Below are 20,014 nucleotides of genomic sequence, written 5' to 3'. Positions count from 1 at the left end.
CAAGCCGCCAGACCCGAATCCGTAGAGGTCATACCGTCGGGATGTCGCGCCGCAGGCGACGTACCGACGGGCCCGCCGCAGCCCGGAACACCCGCAGGAGTGGCCGTGACCGAACCGCCCGCCGAACCGATCACCTCGGGGATGCTCGATGGGCGCTACGTCCTCGGGCGCTGCGTCGGTCAGGGCGGCATGGCGCGGGTGTACCGCGCTGAAGACGTCGTCCTGGGTCGCACCGTTGCGATCAAGATCATGCGCACCGAGGCGGAGCATCCCGCGATCCCGCCGCGTGCGCGCACCGAGATGTCCCTGCTCGCGTCCCTGAACCACCCGTCCCTCGTCACGCTCTTCGACGCGAAGGTCGTCCCGGGCCAGCCCGAGTACCTCGTGATGGAGTTCGTCGAGGGCACGTCGCTTGCCGTCGCGCTGCAGGACGGCCCCCTGGATGCCTCCGAGACCGCCGGCATCGCCGCGGAACTCGCGTCGGGTCTCGACACGGTCCACCGTGCGGGCATCGTCCACCGCGACGTCAAGCCGTCGAACGTGCTGCTCGCCGCCTCGACGACGCCGGGGCGCAGGTTCTGGCCGAAGCTCGCCGACTTCGGTGTCGCCTACCTCGCCGACAGCACACGGCATACGAGCCCCGGCACGGTCATCGGAACGGCCGCCTACCTCGCCCCCGAGCAGGTCCGCGGCGAACCCGCCGGTCCCCCCGCCGACGTCTACGCTCTCGGTCTGCTGCTGCTCGAGACGATCACGGGCGACCGGGCCTTCCCCGAGGCATCCGGGATCGGTCGTGTCATGGCTCGCCTCGTCGAGACCCCCGAGATCCCGGTGTGGCTCGGCCCTGAGTGGTCGGAGCTGATCGCGTCGATGATCGCGCGCGAGCCCGCCGACAGGCCGACCGCGGCGCAGGTGGCCTGCCGCGCCCGCTCACTCCCGCGCGACGTCGTCCGCCCGGCGCGGCCCGCCACCGTCACCCTCGACGAGGACACGCAGGCGTTCGACGCTATGGCTGCGGCACCCGCGGTCGTCGGCGCGGCGTCCGCGCCGACCGCCCTGCAGGATCACGTCCCCCGCACCCGCCGCGCCTCGCGACCGGCACGTCGCACGCGGCGGATGCGCGTCTGGCTCCTCACCGGGGCGGCTACCGTGATCGTCGCCGCCTACATCCTCGTCGGCGCTCTCTGGGCCGGCGGCGCGCCGGGTGAGGCGCCCGCGCCCGAGCAGACGCTGACCGAGCCGACGACACCGGCCCCCGCCGAGCTCGTCGCGGACGACGACAGCGACTCCGCCGTCGTCACCGTCGATCAGCCCGACGACCAGGCGTCGACGACGGATACTCCGCCCCAGTCGGTCGCGCCCACGCAGCCCGCATCGGGCGTCGCTCCCGCGAACACTCAAGACGCCGGTGACGAACCGAGCCAGCGGGCGCAGGACAAGGCGAACGAGAAGGCGAAGGAGCGCGCCGCGGACAACGCCGCCGTCCACGGGAAGACCCCGAACGTCGGCAAGGGTCAGGAGAACGCGAAGGACAAGGACAAGAACGACAAGAACGACGACGCACACGGCAAGGGCGCGAAGGGATGAACCGCGTCACACGGGGACACCGGACGTCATCCCGGGTCATGACCCGGCCGGAGGTCGGAGCCTCGGGTTAGCGTGAGGTCATCGCGACGGTCCGGGTGGTCCCGGGCACCGGGTCATACCGGATGTGCAGCGGGTTCGACTCCCGCCGTCGCGTCGGAGGTCTGATCGATCGAAGCGCGAGGTCGACCGACCTGGGCCGTAATGCGGGGCCATGTCGAAGTAGGTGCTGCCGGCGGCACGCGCGGCGTGGACCGCAGAGGTCGATTCGTCGTCCGTCGTCGCGCGATTGAGGTTCCCCAGCTGCGCGGCCCCGAATCCGACCTCGGTGACGGGCACGTTGCCCGGATCGAGCGTCACGAAACAGCCGGCGCCCGGAGATGCTCAGGACGCGGCGTACCGCTCGCCCACCGGTACCTCCCGGGCGAGCACATTGCCCGGCTGTGCGAGCGGGCACGCCCAGGCCGGGTCATACGCGCACGACGGGTTGTAGGCGAAATTCAGGTCGAGCACGATCGTGCCGGCCGCGGCATCCGTCCCGAGGTCCGCACCCTTGATCGTGTCGATCAGATAGCGTCCGCCGCCGTACGTCCCCCCGGCGACGCCGGCGAGGCCGTCGCGGAGCGGGATGAAGACCCCGCCGCCGTAGGTCGTCAACCGCCAGACGTCGAGACTGCCGACCTCCGGCAGGTCGACGACCGCGATGCGCTCGAACGGGACGACGCCGTCGGTGCCGGTCGGGAACTCGAATCCGCCGGGCTCCGCCTCGCGCAGCGGGACCTCGAAGCGCCAGGCCGGGTCGTACGGCGCGACGGGCAGCCCCGCGAAGCCGTCGCGGTCCTCGGGGAGGAGGGGGCTGGCGGGATGCCGCGCGAACAGGTCGTCGCGCTCCGCACGCCACCGGTCGTGCGCACGTCGCGGATCGCTGGCCGCCCGCACCTCCGCGTACAGGGCGAAGACGCGACGACGCCAGTCGGCGACCTCGAGGGCGGTACGTGCCGGAGCGCTGATCATGGCTTCAGGCTATGCGGCCGGCACTGTCTCCGGGCCGGATCCCGGCGTAACCTCGCCGGGAGGAGAATCATGCCCGCACCACGCGCCGCCCTCGCCGCAGCGATCCTGCTGTCGGCGCTCACCCTGGCCGCCTGCGCGACGGAAGGAACCTCGATGCCCTCCCCCGGCGACACGAGCGACACCAGCCCCTCCGCACGACCGCCGTTCCGGACGGCGAGCCCCGCCCCGCTCGGCCCGACCGGGTCGCCGGCCGACCTCCCGCAGGCGAAGTGGGAGGCGATCGTCGCCGATCTCGCCGCGCGCGGAGTGGCCGGCGGGCCCGCCCTCGTGTCGGCGGAGCGGGTCGAGTTCTCGGACGGCTCGCTCGGGTGCCCCTCCCCCGGCATGTCCTACACGCAGGCGATCGTCGACGGTTATCGCGTCGTCGTGCGGGCCGACGGCCGCACGTTCGACTACCGCTTCGGGTCGGGCGACGAGCCCCGCCTCTGCGAGCGCTGACGACGGATGCCGAAAGGGGCGGCGCGTCCGCTGACGCACCGCCCCTCTCGTGAATCCGGCCTTACTTCACCGGGACGAGCAGCGCCTCGTCGGCGCCCGACTCGTTGTCGACGACGACCACCATCGCGCCGAGCGGCTTCTGCGCAGCGTAGGCGGAGGCGTCCGTGCGGACGGTCACCGAGGCCCGGCCGCCCTTCGGCACGACCTCGTACTGCCCGTTGGTGATCGCGGGATCGCCCGGGTTGTACGTCGCCGTCCCCGCGAACGCGTCGCTGCCATCGGTCGTGAGGCTGAACGACTGCACGGTGTAGTCGAACGGCCCGGTGATCTTCAGGTCGGCGAGGTTCACCGGCAGCAGGATCGTGCTGCTGTCGGTCGGCGCCTGCGCGAGGAACCCGCTCGCGGTGAGCGCGCCCGTCTTCACGTTCTGCACGAACACCTCGGCGACACCGTCGACCGAACCGCTGCGCACGGCCCCGGAGTCGTACGAGAACACGACCCAGTCGGGCGTGCCGTCGCGGTTCGTGTCGATGACGACGTCGAACTCGTTGCTCGCGGCGTTCGACCACCGCGAGTGCGTGTTCACGGCGAAGACGGCCAGCTGGTCACCGCTCGCGGTCGCGAACGACTGCACACCCGCGGCGCGCAGGTCATAACCCGTGTCGGAGATCGCCTTCGGGGCATCCTTCTTGTCCGTCAGACCCCAGGTGTAGACGTCCGCTGCCGCATCCAGCGCACCCTTGCGGTTGCGCAGGTCGAGGACGTGGTCGGCGTCGGCCACCCGGCCGCGCGAGCTGAGCGAGCCCTTCACCGTCACGTCGCTGTTCGACCGCGGGACGAGCAGGTAGGGCACGCGCAGGGTCGACCCCGGCGCGGTGAACACGACATCGCCCGAGATCTCGGCGAACGAGAACTGGTCGTCCGCGCTCAGCGAGCCCGGCACCGAGGACGCCGGAGCGGACACCGTCACCCGGACGCTCTCCGTGCGACCCGGCTTCACCGTCACCTTCTTGGTGCTCGTCGTGACCTTCGCCTTCACCGACTGGGGCGAGGCCTGGGTCGAGACGGTGAAGGTCACGCTCTTCTTGCCGTCGTTGCGGACGGTGACCTTCTTCGTCCCGCCGAGCGTCGAGCTCGACTCGTCGAAGCCGAAGCTCAACGCCGCCTCGCGCACACGACCGCTGTCCGTGCGGAAGCTGTCGCCCGTGGCGGTCACCGTCGTCCGCACCGCCTGCGCGGTGTCGACGAGGCCGACGCCGCCGCGGGTCGGGTTGATCCGCGCGACGCCGTCGGGGTCGGCGGTCGAGACGATCGCCGCCGAGATGCGCTCGGTGTCCCACGTCGGGTGGGCCTGCACCGTCAGCGCGGCGACGCCGGCGACGTGCGGGGCGGCCATCGAGGTGCCCGAGAGCACCGATGCGTCGCCACCCGTGCCGACGGCGACCGACGAGATCGAGACGCCTGGCGCCGCGACGTCGGGGCTGATCGAGCTGTCGCCGCTGCGCGGACCGGACGAGCTGAACGAGGCGTAATCGCGGAACGCGGGGTTCGCGATCTGCGCCGCTTGGACGGTCACGACCGCCCCCGAGGTGAAAGCCGCGCCGTCGGACGAGCGGACGCCGAAGAACGGGATCGTGACCTCGAACGGTGTGCCGTCGTCAGGGTTCTCCGTGATGACGCCCTCGTACGGGGGCAGGTCGTTCGTGGAGTTCACCATGACGACCGCCTCGGCTCCGGCCTGCTGCCCGAAGATCGGCTTGGCCGCGCGGGCGCACGTGCCGCGGTCGACGACGGCGATCTGGCCGCCGCCCTGCGTGATCCCGGCACGGGTGTAGTCGGATGCCGCGCACCCGAGCGCCTCGTTGGCGGCGGTCGCGGGGTCGTCGGTCAGTCGCACGACCGTCAGCTGCCCGACGTCGTCGAGGGCGGCCCCGTTCGCGTTGATCGCCTGGACCTTCTTGCCGCCGACCGTGAGGGTGGCGCCGGGGAAGGATGCCGTGCTGTCGACGGCCGACACCGCGATCACGCCGTCACCGCTGCCCGGTGAACCGGTGAGGTACGGGCTCGGTCCGGAGTTGCCGGCCGACGCCACGACGACCACGCCCGCCCCGACCGCGTTGGCGGCGGCGACGGCGCTCGGGTCGTCGCCGCGGCCGAAGGACGAGCCGAGCGACATGTTGATGACGTCCATGCCGTTGTCGACGGCCCAGTCGATGGCCTGGATGGTGACGTCGGTCGAGCCGTCGCAGCCGAACACGCGGACGGCGTACAGGTCGGCCTCGGGCGCGACACCCGGTCCGACCCGGAAGTCGACGGACGGCGTCGTCTCGTCGTACGGACCGGTGTAGGTCTTGCCGTCGGTGGTGACGCCCGATCCGCCGGTCGTGCCGGCGACGTGGGAGCCGTGGCCCTCGCAGTCGAGGGGGTTGTTGTCGGGCTTCGGGATCAGGGCGTCGCCGGTGCCGCCGGCGTCGTAGTCGTCACCGACGAGGTCGATGCCGCCCTTGACGCGCGGGGCGCTCGGCCCGAAGAGCCTCGGGTCGGCGGGCGCATCCGAGGCGGCCGCGGCCTTCTCGTAGGCCTCGACCGTGCCCGGGCCGCCGAAGCCGGCGTGGGTGTAGTCGATGCCGGTGTCGATGATCGCGACCTTGACGTCCTCACCGGTGTACCCGGTGCTCTGCCAGACCGAGGGGACACCGAGGAACGGCACGGAGACGGCGTTGTCGAGTTCGTGCGTCACGACGGGGTGGACCGCGACGACACCGGGGAGCGCGGCGACGTCGTCGATCTCGGCGGCGGGCACGGTGGCCTGGATGCCGTTGTAGGCGGACTGCATCTGCGCGCGGATCTTGCCGCCGCGCTGGGTGATGTCGCCGCGGATGGCGTCCTGCGCGGCCTTCAGGTCCTTCTTCACGTCGGTCCGCTCGGTCTTGCTCAGCGAGCGGCCTTCCTCGGCCTCGACGACGGCGACGGGCTCGCCCTCCATCTCGATGACGACCGACACCTGCCGATCGGGGTCGATCGCGGCCGCCGAGATGTCGCTGTCGAGGGCGCCAGTCGACGTGCTGCGGTCGAACCGCGCGGTGGGATCGTCGTCCGGCGTCGCGGCGAGGGCCGCGGTGGTGGGCAGTGAGAGCGCGAGGACGCCCGCAACCGCCAGGATGCGTCGGTGCAAAAGGGGACCGCCTTTCCTTCTGGGAAGAGCGCTCGGCTGGCTTGGGCGGGATCCGATCGGATGCCGCGGCCGAGGCTGATAGGAGGCTATGCATCCCCTGACCGTTCCCCAAGAGGAAGATGCACAGATGAGAGGATCCTCACCCGGCGGGCGTCACGCGATGCGGGTCCCCGGCGGAAGACGACGCGCCGGCGTGCGGGTTCGCACACCCGCCCACCACAGCAGGAGGCCCGCCGCGATCACCTGCACGCCGAGGCCGACGAACCAACTGGGCACCGTCGACGCGATGATCTCCTCCGGTGTCGGGCCGCTGTCCTGCACGACGCAGTCGCTGTACGAGCTGACCGGCTCGGGGGCGATCTGCGACTGCCGGACGGAGTACTTCGTCCACCCGAACAGGTCGTCGGGGTTGCCGTAGCGATCGAAGGTTGACGGCGTCGCGTCAGCGAGGATCACGAAGGGGTTCGCCGCCAGGATCCACCAGAAGTAGTCGAACCGCGGCACCTCGTAGGTGGTGCTCTCCCAGTCGCCGCAGACCCACTGCTCCGGATCGTTCGGGCAGCTCGAGGAGCCGTCCGCGCACACGGGCGCGCCGGTCTCGTCGTACTGCGCCGACTGATACCGGTCCACGCGCTCGGTGCGCACGCTCGACCCGAGCAGGCCGAACGCGATGACCGTCCCGACGGTGAGGGCCGCCACGACGAGGTAGGTCGTCGCGACGGAGAACAGCGGACGGGCGAGGATGCCGCTGAACGCCGTCCCGAGCGCCGCGACGACACCCGCTTCGACGACCAGCACGACGGCCGAGACCACGACGGCGAGCGGGTTGATGCCCCCGCCGAAGGTGGCGATGACGAGGAACGGCACGGCGACCACGGCGAACGCGAGCCCCGTCAGCCACGCGGCGAGGAACTTGCCGAGCACGATCTCGCGGGTCGTCGCCTGGGTGACCTGCAACGGGGCGAGGGTCGCGGCATCCCGGTCGCCGTTGATGGAGTTGCCGCTGAGGGTCGGCGAGACGAGCACGACCAGCAGCAGCGTGACGAAGACGACGACCGAGTAGACGCCGGGACCGGAGTCCTCCTGACCCGAGAAGGAGAGGAACGCGAGCGCGGTCGTCCCCACGAGGACGAGCGCGAAGACACCGAGCAGCACGTACCAGGACACCGTGCGGATGCGCTGGGTCAGGTCGAGGCGGGCGATGGTCCACAGTCGCGAGAGGTTCATCGCGCACCTCCTTCGAGGTCGAGGAAGGTGTGTTCCAGGATGCCGCTGGCCGCGGAGAACTCCGCGACCGGCAGACCGGCCGCGACGAGCGCGGCGAGTCCCTGCGCCGCGGCCGCGTCGCCGGCGAAGCTCACGAGCAGGTCGCGTCGGTCGACGGGGAGGGTCGCGACGTCGAGCCCGAGGGCCCGGGCCACCGGGAGGGCGGCGGTCGCGGCATCCCGATCCGCGAGGCGGATCCGCCACGTCCGTGCCCGACCGGCCGCCTCGGCGACGCGCTCGGAGCTCACGGTCTCGCCCTGCGTCATGAAGACGGCGTCGTCGACGACCTCCTCGAGCTCGGAGAGGATGTGGCTGGAGACCAGCACCGTGCGTCCCTCCGCCGCGAGCGAGCGCAGCAGCAGGCGCAGGTCGATGCGCGCCTGCGGGTCGAGACCCGAGGCGGGCTCGTCGAGCAGGAGCACCCGCGGGTCGTGGACGAGGGCGCGCGCGAGGCCGAGGCGCTGCTTCTGGCCGCGGGAGAGCACCCGGGCCGGAGCATCCCCGAGGGACTCGAGGCCGACGGTGGTGAGGAGTTCCGCGGCTCGTGCCGCGGCGGCCGTCCGGTCGAGGCCGGAGAGCCGGCCGGTGACGGCGATCGTCTCGCGGGCCGAGAGCGAGGGCCACGCGCCCAGGCTGTCCGGCATCCACCCGAGCTTCGCGCGCGCCGCCGCGGGGTCGGTTACGGGATCGATCCCGGCGATCCGGATGGTGCCGGCGTCGGGGGCCAGGAGCGAAGCGAGCATCAGCAGCAGCGTCGTCTTGCCCGCGCCGTTCGGGCCCACGAGGCCCATGACCGCGCCCTCGGGCGCCTGGAAGGTGACGTCGCGGACGGCATGGACGTTCCCGAAGGATCGTCGCACCCCCTGGGCGACGATGCCGGCATCAGTCATACCGCTCACCCTAGGGGGCGGAGGTGTCCTCCTGGGGAACACGCGGACGCACACGCAGATTGAGCAGGCCGAAGGTCAGCAGCAGCGCGACCGCGACGACGGGTGCCCACAGGGCCACCGCGGCCCCGGCGGACTCGGCCAGCGCGCCGACCACCATGCTCGCGAAGGCCTGTCCGACGACGACCGCCGAACCGAGCACGGCCATGACCGTCGCCTCGCGTCCGCGCGGCGAACGAGCGGCGGCAAGCGCGTAGATCGTCGCGAGCGTCGGGCCGATGCCGCAGCCGGCGAGCGCGAGAGCCCACCCCATCGAGATCGCTCCCGTCGCCCCGGCGGCGAGAACCGCACCGATCAGCAGGACGGCGGTGAAGCCGAGCCAGCGCCACGGCAGAGCGAAGCGTCGCGGCAGCAGGCCCACCCCGAGCGCGAGGATCGCTGAGCCGATGCCCATGATCCCGTAGAGGATGCCGGTCTGCTCGGGGAACCCGCGCTCGTCCGCGAAGGCGGTGAGCGAGGTCAGCATCGCTCCGAAGAACAGGCCGGTCGCGAAGGTGCCGGCGGCGGCGACGAGGATGCCGGGGCGCAGCAGGGCCCGCGCCGGCTCACGCGCCGCACCCTGGTCGGCGTGGCCCGCGGTGCGAGCGGTCGGGTGCAGCGCGAACGCGGTGACGAAGACGACGGTGAGGGCGGCGGCGGCGAGAACCGGGGCGGCGGGGCTCGCCGCGATCGCGACGACGCCGACGAGGACCGGCCCGAAGACGAAGACGATCTCATCGACGGCCGACTCGTACCCCATCGTCGATTCCTGCAGCCGTCCGCGGGCGCTGCGGTCGAGGCCCATCCGGCCGATCGCGCCGACCAGCCGGGCGCGGGACATCGGCGAGACCTGCGGAGCGGTCGCTCCGGCGAGCACCGAGACGGCCAGGAGCACACCGTCCGGGGTGTCGCCGTAGGCGACGGCGACGAGGGTCACCAGGACGGCGCTCTGGACGAGCGTCGCGAGCAGCAGCACCGGTCGCTGACCCCAGCGGTCGGCGGCCGCGCCGATGAGGGGGCCGGTCGCGATGGTGCCGAGGCCGACCATCGCCGAGGTGAGCCCGCCGACGGCGAGCGATCCGCGAGCGTCGACGACCATCGTGAGGACGCCGACGACGATCATCGCGTACGGCAGTCGCGCAATCAGAGCGATGGCGAAGTATCCGACACCCACGGATGCGGCGAGCGTCCGGGGCGGACCGTCGCGCTCGGGGGCGCGCACCGGTGTCGAGTCGGTGAGGGGCATGTGTCATGACCTCCGTGAAGCTGAGGCGTCGTGCCGCCTTGACTCTCCACGGATCAGGTAGTTACACGGGGTGCCGGCGCACCGGCATCCATTCTACCGCGCGTCACCTGAGCGTCCCGGGTGGGCGAAGAAGGCGACGCCGAGGTCGGGGTGGTCGACGAAGACGCCGTCGACGCCGGTCTCCGCGATCCGGCGCCACTCCCCCTCCCAATCGCCGAACGCCGCGTCGTCGCCGGGGCCGCGGAAGAGCGGGTCGAGGAACGCGTTCTCCGGTCGGCACGTCCACACGTAGACCTCGAGCCCGCGACGATGCGCGTTCGCCACGACGGACGGATGCTCGAGCACGATCCGCTTGTCGAGACTGATCCCGTCCACCTCCCCCGCGAGCAGGTCGAGCCCCTCCGGGGTGAGCTGGTCGGCGTAGGTGAGTGCGTCGTCGCCGTCCGCCGCCCGGAGGTCCCACGCGGACCCCTCCGCCTCGAGCAGGTAGATGTAGCGGGCACGGATGCCGCGACCCCGCAGCTCCTGCAGGATCCGCTGCTCGAACGATTCGATCACCAGCGGCCGCTCCCCGACATCCCATCCGGCGCTGCGCAGTTCGTCGGCGAGCAGCCCCGCGACGTCGTACCCGATCGATCCGAAGTACGTCGCGTGCTTCACCTCCAGCACGACGCCGGCTTCCGCCGGGGCGGCAGCCACGAGGTCGAGGAGCTCGCGCAGCCGCAGGATCGGCTGACCGCGGTCGCTCGCCGCGCTCCCCGGCCGAAGGTGCGGCAGCCGTTCCCGGCACCGCAGCGTGGCCAGCTCGTCCCACGTGAAGTCCTCGGTGAACCATCCGGTCAGGTCCGCGCCGTCGACGACCTTCGTCGTCCGGCGGGACGCGAACTCGGGATGGTCGGCCACGTCGGTCGTCGACCCGATCTCGTTCTCGTGCCGGACCACGGCGATGCGGTCCGCGGTGAAGACGACGTCCGGTTCGACGGCGTCCACCCCGGAGGCGAGAGCGAGGTCATAGGAGGTGCGCGAATGCTCGGGCAGGTACCCCGGCGCGCCGCGGTGACCGATGACGAGCGGGCGGTTCACGGACATGCGGTCAGGGTACCCAGCTCGGGTGACGCGACCCGCCGCAGGAGCGCGGCCGGAGGGGCCTCATAGTCCTCTCACAGCGGGGGCCCGCACCCGCGGAAACACGGTCCGATACGCTGGATCGACAGCACAGCGCTGTGAGTCGACTTTTGGAGTGAGACACACAATGGCAGCGTCCGGCAATTTCGCCTTCAACAATCCGGTGTTCCAGGAGGATCAGCGCCGTCCCGGCCTGACTCCCCCTGCCGCCCCGACGAACTACTCGGCCGCCTCGCACCAGGCCGCCGACCTCGCCGCGAGCGCTCAGCTCGAGGGCATGTACGCGGCCCCCACCGCATCCTCCGCCGACACCGGCCGGATGACGGTCGAGGACACCGTCGTCAAGACGGCGGGCCTGTTCGGCATCCTGCTCGTGACCGCACTCGTGGGCTGGTTCTGGACCCTCGGCGGGTCGCTCATGCCTACGCAGGTGGAGCCGGCCGACCTGACGATCATGCCCTGGATCATCGGCGCGCTCGTGGGCTTCGTCCTCGCGCTCGTCATCAGCTTCACGTCCCGCAAGAAGGTCCGCCCGGCTCTGGTCTGGGCGTACGCGGCGGCTGAGGGTCTGTTCGTCGGTGGAATCTCGGCGTACTTCGAGTTCATCTGGCCGGGCGTCGTCCTGCAGGCGACCATCGCGACCCTCGTGGTGGTCGGCGTGACCCTCGCCCTCTTCGCGAGCGGCAAGGTCCGTGTCAGCAAGAAGGCCAACAAGATCTTCATGATCGCGATGGTCAGCTACCTGGTGTTCGGCCTCGTCAACCTGGTCCTCATGTGGACGGGCGTCACCCAGGGCACCTTCGGCCTCTACAGCCAGGAGGTCTTCGGCATCCCGCTCGGCCTCATCATCGGCCTGCTGGTCGTCCTCATGGCGTCGTACTCGCTCGTCCAGGACTTCGACCTCGTGCAGCAGGGTGCCCGCAACGGCGCTCCCCGCGAGTTCGGCTGGATCGGCGCCTTCGGCATCATGGTCACGGTCGTCTGGCTCTACGTCGAGATCCTCCGCATCATCGCCATCCTGCGGGGCAACGACTGACCCCCGCCTCACACGACGAAGGCCGTCCGGGAAACCGGGCGGCCTTCGTCGTTGCGGGCGATCCGCGTGCTCAGGACGGGAGCCGCAGGACGGCGACCGTGCCGCGCGGGGCGTGCGACTCGAGCGTCACGGTCGCCCCGTAGGCCTCGGCGAGCGACGCGGCGTTGGAGAGCCCGATGCCGGTGCCGGGGATGGCGGCATCGTGTGCGTACGGAGCGCGGTAGAACCGGTCGAAGGCGTGCGTGCGCTCCTGCTCGGTCATCCCGACACCCTGGTCCGCGACGGTGACGACGATCTCGCGTCCCTCCTCGTAGGCCGAGACCACGACGTCGCCGCCTCCCACGGGGGTGAACTCGACGGCGTTGCGGAGGAGCTCCTCCAGGATCGACGCGAGATCGCGGACGGCGATGCGGGCGGCCCGGTCGGGCATCGCGCCCATCTGGATGTGGATACGGCGGTCCCGCGCGCGGGCCGCGACCTCCGAGATCGCGTGTTTGACGACGGGACCGACGTGGGAGGCTCCCGAGCGCGCCTCGACGTCGCGTGTCGACTGTCCGGCCGCGATGAGGCGCTCGACGAGCCGCAGCAGGCGCTCCGCTGACCGCTCGACTGCTTCCCACCGTTCGGTCTCGGCCGACTCGTTCATGAGGGCGATGTCGGTGTGCCCGAGGATCACCGTGAGGGGCGTGCGGAATTCGTGACCCACGGTGCTGAGGAACCGATCGCGGACTTCGACGGCACCGACGAGCTCGGTGACGTCCTGACCGACGATCACGATCCCGACCTCCTCGCCGCCGGCGACGACGGGACGCACGATGACCTGCAGCACGCGCCGCGGGTCGCCGCCGAACTCCACCGTCCGCGGCGCGGCGAAGTCTCCCGAGCGCACGCGCTCGACGAAGTCGGCCGAGGTGGCTTCGGCGGGCATCGAGGTGTCGGCGCGCCAGATGACCGAGAGGAATCCGTCCCGGTCGATCTCGTCGATCCCGGATCGTCCGCTGATCTCGGCAGCGACGGCGTTGAGCAGGATCGGGCGTCCATCCGGTCCGAAGACGGCGACGGCGTTGTCGGTCGCGTCGAGCGTGGCGCGCAGCATGGCGGTGTCGCGGCCCGACAGCCGCAGCGCGTGATCGAGTTCGTCCGACACGGCCTCGGTGTGCGCCCGCATGCGCCTGAGGTCCCGGGCGATGAGGGCGACGGTCCCCGCGATGAGCCCCGCGATGATGGGCAGGGCAACGACCGAAACGACGTCGGCGGCGTCGCGGAATCCGCCGGTCCGGATGACCTGGATGAGCGGTCCGAGAGCGGTCAGCAGCACCCCGGCGACGACGGTGGCGGGCGGGAAGGCGAAGGCGAGCCAGCCCAGCGGGAAGAGCATCAGCAGGCCCGCCGCGGGCAGGACCTCCACACCGGCGTCCCGCAGGGGAACGCACGCGAGGATCTGCACGAGCGGGATGGCCGCCAGCCACTCCGTGTGCGTGGTCGGCTGGATGAGCCAGACGGCGGTCATGGCCGCCGTGCTCAGAACGATGACACCGAAGCCGGCGAGCAGCAGCGGGGTGATGCGGGCGCTGTCGATCGTCCCGAGGATCAGCACGACGATGAGGGCCGAGATGGCCAGGACGAACTGCGCGTACGGCTGTGTACGCGGACGCTCGATCAACGCCTCACCCCCTCCTCAGACGGCGGTGCAGAACGGGGCAGGAGCCCGCGCTCACTCTGACCGGGCCGGACACGCCGTGTCAAGGGCTGGCGACGCGGCTCGTCACGGGGGCTCCCCCCGCGACTCACTCCCATTCGATGGTCCCCGGGGGCTTAGACGTGACGTCGAGCACCACCCGGTTGACCTCGCGCACCTCGTTCGTGATGCGGTTGCTGATCTTCGAGAGCACGTCGTACGGCAGCCGGGTCCAGTCCGCCGTCATGGCGTCCTCGCTCGAGACGGGGCGAAGGACGATCGGATGCCCGTAGGTTCGCCCGTCCCCCTGCACACCCACCGAGCGGACGTCGGCCAGCAGCACGACGGGGCACTGCCAGATCTCGCCGTCCAGTCCCGCCTTCGTCAGCTCGGCACGGGCGATGGCGTCGGCGTCACGCAGGATCTCGAGGCGGTCAGCGGTGACCTCACCCACGATCCGGATGCCGAGGCCGGGCCCCGGAAAGGGCTGGCGTCCGACGATGGCCTCCGGCAGACCCAGCTCTCGACCGATCGCGCGGACCTCGTCCTTGAACAGGGTGCGCAACGGCTCGACGAGCTCGAACTGCAGGTCCTCGGGGAGCCCGCCGACGTTGTGGTGGCTCTTGATGTTGGCCGTACCGGCACCGCCGCCGGACTCGACCACATCCGGGTACAGGGTGCCCTGCACGAGGAACCGGATCGGGTCGCCCTCCGCAGCGGCCTCGGCGATGAGGTCCGACTGGACCTTCTCGAAAGCGCGGATGAACTCGCGGCCGATGATCTTGCGCTTCTGTTCGGGATCGCTCACGCCGGCGAGGGCGTCGAGGAAGGTCTCCCGCGCGTCGACGGTGATCAGGCGTACACCGGTCGAGGCGACGTAGTCGTTCTCGACCTGCTCGCGCTCGCCCTTGCGGAGCAGACCGTGGTCGATGAAGACGGCGGTGAGCTGGTCGCCGACAGCCTTGTGCACGAGGGCGGTGGACACCGCCGAGTCGACGCCTCCCGACAACGCCGAGATGACCCGGCCCGTCCCGACCTGCGCGCGGATCTTCTCGACCTGCTCGGCGATGACGTTGTCGCTGTTCCAGTCGGCGGGCAGTCCCGCCGCCTTGTGCAGGAAGTTCTCCAGCACGCGCTGGCCGTGGTCGGAGTGCTTGACCTCGGGATGCCACTGCACGCCGTAGAGCTTGCGGGCGTCGTTCGCGAAGGCGGCGACGGGGGTGGCCGCGGTCCGCGCGAGGACCTCGAAGCCGTCGGGAGCGGCGCTGACCTGGTCGCCGTGGCTCATCCACACGTTCTGGTCCACGGGCTGTCCGTCGAGCAGCACGTTGTCGGTGACGATCGTCGCATCCGTCGCCCCGTACTCGCGGAGGCCGGTGTTCGCGACCTCGCCGCCGAGGGTCTTCGCCATCACCTGGAAGCCGTAGCAGATGCCGAGCGTCGGGACACCGAGGTCGAAGACACCGGCATCCAGCTGCGGCGCTCCCTCCTCGTAGACCGACGAGGGACCGCCCGAGAGGATGATCCCGACAGGGTTCTTCTCGGCGATCTCCGCAGCCGTCGCGGTGTGCGGCACCAGTTCGCTGTACACGCCGGCCTCGCGGACGCGACGGGCGATCAGCTGCGCGTACTGGGCGCCGAAGTCGACGACCAGCACGGGTCGCTGGGAGGTTTCGGTCTGCTCTGTCACCGGGTCTCCGTGGGGGTTTCGAGGGGGACGGATGCGGCGGCCTCCCGTTCGGCCAGGTACTCCCTGACCTCGCGGGCGACCTTCGCCTCCATGAAGAAGGACAGGAGGGGCACGATGCCGCCGAGCGCGAGCACGATGAAACGTGGGAAGCGCCACCGCATGAGGCTCCACACCCGGAAGCACGCGAAGAGGTAGACGACGTAGAACCACCCGTGCACGACGAGGATCGCGAGCGAGATGTTGACGCCGTCTCCGGTGGAGACGATGTCGCACGTGTTCGTCATCGGCGCGAACAGCGAGTACCACTGGCAGTCGGGGCCGGGGATCGCCGTCGCGAACCACAGCAGCCCACCGGAGCCGCCGGCGAAGAGCTCGACGTGGAGCGGCGTGTACTTCAGGATCATCTCGGCGACCAGCAGAAGCAGGCCGACACCGGTGATGATCGATGCGATCTGGTAGAACCGCAGGGCGCCGCGGATCGCCGGGAACGTGGCGAGTTTGGGCTGGACGGGCATGGCTTCCAGTCTACGGGCGCGGCAGGGGCTGCTCGGCCCCGTCGTCGTCGTCGGCGTCGTCGGAGAGCGCTTCGACTTCCTTCTCCCACGCGTCGCGCGCCAGTCGGTACCACATGTAGAAGGCGAAGCCCGCGAACACCACCCACTCGATGGCGTAGAAGATGTTGAGCCAGTTCACCGACGACAGCTCGGTCGGGGCCGGCGCATGGATCTGCTGCAGCGCGCCGAAGGCCTCCGCGGAGACGAGGTAGGGACGGTAGACGTCGAGCCCCTCGATGTCGCTCCACTGCGAGAGCAGCGCGGCCGGAGACATCGAGGTGATCTCGAGAGGGTCGGCGTCCCGCGGCGGCTCCTTCGCGCCCTCGTCGGAGATGAGCCGTCCCGTCAGCGTGACGTCCTGCGGCGGCGCGTCGCTCAGAGCGGATGCCGCGGCATCCGCGTTCTCCCGGTCAGGCGTGAACCCGACCGCCACTGCGAGCGAGGTCGGACCGTCCACCCCGGCGGTCGTCGGGTCGACGCGGAATTGTCCCGCCACCCAGTATCCGGGCGTGCCGTCGTCGTAGCGGGAGGTGACGACGCGGAAGTCGCCGGCCACGAAGGCACCCGTCACCTCGACCCGTTGGCCCACGAGCGGCTCCGGCAGGTAAGCGCCGGGAGCCACAACGTCACCCAGCGGACGCACCTGCTCGGTCATGCCCGCGGGCGGCGGATCGGTGTCGATGGCGTTCCCCAGCTGCCACTGCCCGAGCCACGCGAAGATCCCGGCCACGAGCAGGGCGAGGCCCAGCATCCCGATCCAGAACGGACGGGTCATGACCTCCCGCAGCGTCGGCGGGAAGACGTCGGGAAGATCGTCGACGGCGGGGGTTCCGGTCATCAGTGGGACGACGCGTACGGCGCGACGACGACCTCGACGCGCTGGAACTCCTTGAGATCCGAGTAGCCGGTCGTCGCCATCGACTTCCGCAGCGCACCGATGAGGTTCGCCGTGCCGTCGGCGACGGGGGCCGGGCCGTAGAGGATCTCTTCCAACGGCGAGACCTGACCGACCTCGACGCGGGTGCCGCGCGGCAGCTTGGCGTGGTGCGCCTCGGGTCCCCAGTGGAAGCCGCGGCCAGGGGCGTCGGTCGCGCGCGCGAGCGCGACGCCGAGCATGACGGCGTCGGCGCCCATGGCGAGCGCCTTCACGATGTCTCCCGACGTGCCGACACCGCCGTCGGCGATCACGTGCACGTAGCGCCCGCCCGACTCGTCGAGGTAGTCGCGGCGCGCGCCGGCGACGTCGGCGACCGCGGTGGCCATCGGCGCGTGCAGGCCGAGGGTGGCGCGAGTGGTGGATGCCGCTCCCCCGCCGAACCCGACGAGGACGCCGGCGGCGCCGGTCCGCATGAGGTGGAGCGCGGCCGTATAGGTCGCCGCACCGCCCACGATGACGGGGACGTCGAGGTCGTAGATGAACTTCTTGAGGTTGAGCGGCTCGTCGACACTGGACACGTGCTCGGCCGAGACCGTGGTGCCGCGGATGACGAACAGGTCGACGCCGGCGGCGACGACGGTCTCGTACAGATCCTGCGTGCGCTGCGGGGTGAGCGCGCCAGCCACCGTCACGCCGGCGGCGCGGATCTCGGCGAGGCGGTCGCGGACCAGCTCGGGCTTGATCGGCGCGGAATAGAGCTCCTGCATCCGACGGGTCGCGCCGTCCGCGGGGAGCGCGGCGATCTCGGCGAGCAGCGGCTCCGGGTCGTCGTACCGGGTCCACAGCCCCTCGAGGTCGAGCACACCGAGGCCGCCGAGCTGACCGAGCATGATCGCCGTGCGCGGGCTCATCACCGAGTCCATCGGCGCGCCGAGGACCGGGATGCCGAAGCTGTAGGCATCGATCGACCAGGCGGTCGAGACGTCCTCGGGGTTGCGCGTGCGCCGCGAGGGCACGACGGCGATGTCGTCGAAGGCGTACGCGCGACGCGCGCGCTTGGCTCGGCCGAGCTCGATTTCCATGGTCACCGTCCCAGCCTACCGTCGGGGCCCGACGCGCGCCCCGCCTGCTCAGCGGGCGCGGCGTCGCTCTCCTCTGCGACGGACCCCTCGCCGGCTGAGCGCTCGCGGCCGGCATCCTGTCCGTGTGCCGGTAGGCCTCGCGCCGCTCGGCAACGCGGCGGGGCGTTGTGTCGCGACCTGGACGGGTCCGACGGCTCGGCGGGGCGCGATCGTGTCGTGCGTTGGCGGACTACGGGAGCTTGGACGCGAGGACGTCGGCCGCCAGGATCTCGGGTGCTGCGCCGAGGAGGTGCTGGTTGGCCATCAGGGCTGCGACGATGGCGCCGTTGGCGTGGGCGTCGCGAGCGGCCTCGTCGGGGAATGCATCGAAGATCCAGAAGGTGTCAGCGTGGGTCCTGACCGCGAACCAGACAATCGTTCCTACTTCTTCGTTGGCGAGTGCGACAGCGCCGGCGAGCAGATCGGCGACCGCGTCGTGCTGTCCATCCGCCGCGACGATCTTGGCGACGAAGGCATACGGAAGTGATGCGGGTGTGGACATGAGGGACTCTCCTTGCAGTCGGGGTTCTTCGTGGGACGAGTTCAGCGTATGACGAGCAAGGGCCGGTAGGGAGTGGCGTATACGGCAGGATTGCTATTGTTTACGTCATGCGTATCGGACTGATCGCGATCGACGGCGGCTTCGGTTCGGCTATCGCGTCGATCATCGACATCGTGCGGGTGGCCGACGGAGCTCGCGGCGATGTCGACCCGCGGATCGACCCGATCGAACTCGCCATCCTCGGACCGAAACGGCGAGTGACCACGACGGCATCGATGACCCTGTCGGTGGACCAACCGCTGTCGGAGTCCGGAGAGTTCGACGTGGTCGTCGTCCCTGCGCTTGGAACCCTTACGGCCGCCGCTACCAACGACGTCCTGCAGAGCCGAGATGCTCGTTCGGTCATCGCCTCGCTCGGGCGCCTCGACGAGGCGACCACCCGGATCGCCGCGGCGTGCACCGGCGTGTTCGCCGTCGCCGAGACCGGACGGATGCATCATCGGCGGGCGACGACCAGCTGGTTCCTGGGGCCGGAGTTCCTGAAGCGCTATCCGACCGTTGCCCTCGATCTCGACACCATGGTCGTGGCCGACGGGAACCTCGTCACCGCCGGCGCCGCCTTCGCTCACATCGACCTCGCGCTCTCACTCGTGCGTTCGATCAGCCCCGACCTGGCCCGACATGTCGCCAAGCTCCTCATCATCGACGAGCGCCCGTCGCAGGCGGCCTTCGTCGCCTACGATCATCTCCGGCACGAGGACCCGATCGTCGTCGAGTTCGAACGCTTCGTGCGCGCCCGCCTGGACGAACCGTTCAACGTCGCCTTCGTCGCGCAGTCGCTCGGCACAAGCCGGCGCACCCTCGAACGACGAGTCCGTGCGGCGCTCAACCTCACTCCGCTCGGCTTCGTCCAACGGCTTCGCACCGAACGAGCTCGGCACCTCTCAGCAACCACGGACCTCACCTCCGCCGAGATCGCGCTACGGGTCGGCTACGCGAACGCCGAGACTCTGCGCTCCCTCCTGCGCAGGGAGCGACGCCGTTCCTGACCTATCGCCATGCCTGAGAACCACCTCTCAGCACGTCGCGTCGACCCTCCTGCGTCGCCCCTGGACGACCCACTCGACATGCCCGCAGCACAGGCCATGCGACGTGCCCCGGCTTCCCGGACGGTCGGGTTGGGTGGCTTGCGTTCTCATCGAGAGGATCGGCAGACCCGATCAGGGTGGATTGGGAAGGGCCGCCGTCGTGCAGGTGTCCCACACGGTCTCGTATTCGTACCCGCCGGAATCCGCGTCATCGGCGATCGCCTCGGCGTGGCGCATCTGCCCATCGAGATCGTCGGACTCGCTAAGCGCGTTCTCGGCGTCCTCGAACTCTCGCGCGGCGCGGATCCGAGCGGGAGCCACGGTGATGAGGCGGTCGTGGACGGTCTGGCCGGGAGCCCCGTGCCCGATGTCTGATCCATCACACCCAGCGAACCGTCGATCGTGACGGCGCCGCCGTGCGCGCGGTCCTTCCGCCCCGAGAGCGGAGCCGACCAGCTCATCGGAGAACGCAGGTTCTCGCGAATATGCCCGGAAACCACGAAAGCCCCGACCAGCATTGGTCGGGGCTTTCGATCGAGAGAAGTCCGGCGGTGTCCTACTCTCCCACAGGGTCCCCCCTGCAGTACCATCGGCGCTGTGAGGCTTAGCTTCCGGGTTCGGAATGTGACCGGGC

General features: G+C 70.7%; 18 protein-coding genes and 1 rRNA gene. 4 read left to right on the top strand and 15 right to left on the bottom strand.

Translation table 11 applies throughout. The features are described from left to right. The first annotated feature begins 105 nt into the window (after positions 1-105). Positions 106-1,587 (top strand): serine/threonine-protein kinase, encoded by a 1,482-nt coding sequence (locus tag ACPEH2_RS00095; RefSeq protein WP_423717976.1) that lies wholly within the window; start codon positions 106-108, stop codon positions 1,585-1,587. Between the two features lie 78 nt (positions 1,588-1,665). On the opposite strand, the gene ACPEH2_RS00090 is transcribed toward ACPEH2_RS00095, so the two are convergent. Together ACPEH2_RS00090 and ACPEH2_RS00085 are read right to left on the bottom strand one after the other, a co-directional pair. Continuing rightward, positions 1,666-1,923 carry an aldo/keto reductase gene (locus ACPEH2_RS00090; RefSeq protein WP_423718300.1) on the bottom strand — a complete coding sequence of 86 codons (258 nt, stop codon included), beginning with the start codon at positions 1,921-1,923 and terminating at the stop codon, positions 1,666-1,668. Positions 1,924-1,968: 45 nt separating this feature from the next. Then, entirely contained in the window at positions 1,969-2,598 is a 630-nt protein-coding gene (locus tag ACPEH2_RS00085) for a DUF1684 domain-containing protein (protein WP_423717975.1), read from the bottom strand. A 69-nt stretch (positions 2,599-2,667) separates the two neighbouring features. Here ACPEH2_RS00085 and ACPEH2_RS00080 point away from each other — a divergent pair, with 69 nt between their 5' ends. Further along, a complete protein-coding gene (locus ACPEH2_RS00080) occupies positions 2,668-3,096 on the top strand; it encodes a hypothetical protein (protein ID WP_423717974.1) in 429 nt (142 codons plus the stop codon). Positions 3,097-3,157: 61 nt separating this feature from the next. Here ACPEH2_RS00080 and ACPEH2_RS00075 read toward each other — a convergent pair whose 3' ends face one another. The 5 genes from ACPEH2_RS00075 to ACPEH2_RS00055 form a co-directional block, all read right to left on the bottom strand. Then, complete coding sequence (locus ACPEH2_RS00075; RefSeq protein ID WP_423717973.1) at positions 3,158-6,271, bottom strand: S8 family serine peptidase; 3,114 nt, start codon at positions 6,269-6,271, stop codon at positions 3,158-3,160. A gap of 153 nt (positions 6,272-6,424) precedes the next feature. After that, complete coding sequence (locus tag ACPEH2_RS00070) at positions 6,425-7,498, bottom strand: ABC transporter permease (RefSeq protein ID WP_217531555.1); 1,074 nt, start codon at positions 7,496-7,498, stop codon at positions 6,425-6,427. After that, positions 7,495-8,427, bottom strand: coding sequence for an ABC transporter ATP-binding protein (locus ACPEH2_RS00065; RefSeq protein ID WP_423717972.1), 933 nt, complete (start codon positions 8,425-8,427; stop codon positions 7,495-7,497). Before ACPEH2_RS00065 ends, ACPEH2_RS00070 begins: the two co-directional genes overlap by 4 nt. Positions 8,428-8,437: 10 nt before the next feature. Beyond that, a complete protein-coding gene (locus ACPEH2_RS00060; RefSeq protein ID WP_423717971.1) occupies positions 8,438-9,709 on the bottom strand; it encodes an MFS transporter in 1,272 nt (423 codons plus the stop codon). A gap of 93 nt (positions 9,710-9,802) precedes the next feature. Further along, positions 9,803-10,798 carry a glycerophosphodiester phosphodiesterase family protein gene (locus ACPEH2_RS00055; protein ID WP_423717970.1) on the bottom strand — a complete coding sequence of 332 codons (996 nt, stop codon included), beginning with the start codon at positions 10,796-10,798 and terminating at the stop codon, positions 9,803-9,805. 163 nt (positions 10,799-10,961) lie between these two features. Here ACPEH2_RS00055 and ACPEH2_RS00050 point away from each other — a divergent pair, with 163 nt between their 5' ends. Continuing rightward, the gene (locus ACPEH2_RS00050) at positions 10,962-11,870 is read left to right on the top strand and encodes a Bax inhibitor-1/YccA family protein (RefSeq protein WP_217531634.1); all 909 of its coding nucleotides are present in this window, start codon (positions 10,962-10,964) and stop codon (positions 11,868-11,870) included. A 70-nt stretch (positions 11,871-11,940) separates the two neighbouring features. On the opposite strand, the gene ACPEH2_RS00045 is transcribed toward ACPEH2_RS00050, so the two are convergent. The 6 genes from ACPEH2_RS00045 to ACPEH2_RS00020 all read right to left on the bottom strand — a co-directional run bounded on the left by ACPEH2_RS00045 (position 11,941) and on the right by ACPEH2_RS00020 (position 18,292). Further along, complete coding sequence (locus ACPEH2_RS00045; protein ID WP_423717969.1) at positions 11,941-13,533, bottom strand: ATP-binding protein; 1,593 nt, start codon at positions 13,531-13,533, stop codon at positions 11,941-11,943. Between the two features lie 124 nt (positions 13,534-13,657). Further along, positions 13,658-15,238, bottom strand: coding sequence for a glutamine-hydrolyzing GMP synthase (gene guaA, locus ACPEH2_RS00040; RefSeq protein WP_217531550.1), 1,581 nt, complete (start codon positions 15,236-15,238; stop codon positions 13,658-13,660). After that, complete coding sequence (locus tag ACPEH2_RS00035; RefSeq protein WP_217531549.1) at positions 15,235-15,753, bottom strand: DUF3817 domain-containing protein; 519 nt, start codon at positions 15,751-15,753, stop codon at positions 15,235-15,237. The genes guaA and ACPEH2_RS00035 overlap by 4 nt, the downstream gene beginning before the upstream one ends. Before the next feature lie 10 nt (positions 15,754-15,763). Next, complete coding sequence (locus ACPEH2_RS00030) at positions 15,764-16,630, bottom strand: SURF1 family protein (protein ID WP_423717968.1); 867 nt, start codon at positions 16,628-16,630, stop codon at positions 15,764-15,766. Further along, positions 16,630-17,751, bottom strand: coding sequence for a GuaB3 family IMP dehydrogenase-related protein (locus tag ACPEH2_RS00025; protein ID WP_366214199.1), 1,122 nt, complete (start codon positions 17,749-17,751; stop codon positions 16,630-16,632). The genes ACPEH2_RS00030 and ACPEH2_RS00025 overlap by 1 nt, the downstream gene beginning before the upstream one ends. 229 nt (positions 17,752-17,980) lie before the next feature. Continuing rightward, complete coding sequence (locus ACPEH2_RS00020) at positions 17,981-18,292, bottom strand: putative quinol monooxygenase (RefSeq protein WP_033107114.1); 312 nt, start codon at positions 18,290-18,292, stop codon at positions 17,981-17,983. Between the two features lie 107 nt (positions 18,293-18,399). Between ACPEH2_RS00020 and ACPEH2_RS00015 the strand changes: the two genes are divergently transcribed. Next, a complete protein-coding gene (locus tag ACPEH2_RS00015; protein ID WP_423717967.1) occupies positions 18,400-19,341 on the top strand; it encodes a GlxA family transcriptional regulator in 942 nt (313 codons plus the stop codon). A gap of 171 nt (positions 19,342-19,512) precedes the next feature. Here the strand turns inward: ACPEH2_RS00015 and ACPEH2_RS00010 are convergent, their stop codons facing one another. Both ACPEH2_RS00010 and rrf read right to left on the bottom strand, forming a co-directional pair. Next, positions 19,513-19,701 (bottom strand): hypothetical protein, encoded by a 189-nt coding sequence (locus tag ACPEH2_RS00010; RefSeq protein ID WP_423717966.1) that lies wholly within the window; start codon positions 19,699-19,701, stop codon positions 19,513-19,515. Positions 19,702-19,923: 222 nt separating this feature from the next. Further along, positions 19,924-20,014: ribosomal RNA gene (rrf, locus tag ACPEH2_RS00005) — 5S ribosomal RNA — on the bottom strand; the annotation flags it as partial.

Origin of the sequence: Microbacterium sp. NPDC064942 (assembly GCF_049545525.1) — a bacterium.
GTDB classification, from domain to species: Bacteria; Actinomycetota; Actinomycetes; order Actinomycetales; family Microbacteriaceae; genus Microbacterium; species Microbacterium gawkjiense.
Note: the sequence above shows the minus strand (reverse complement) of the source record. Positions and strands in the feature narration are given on the sequence as shown.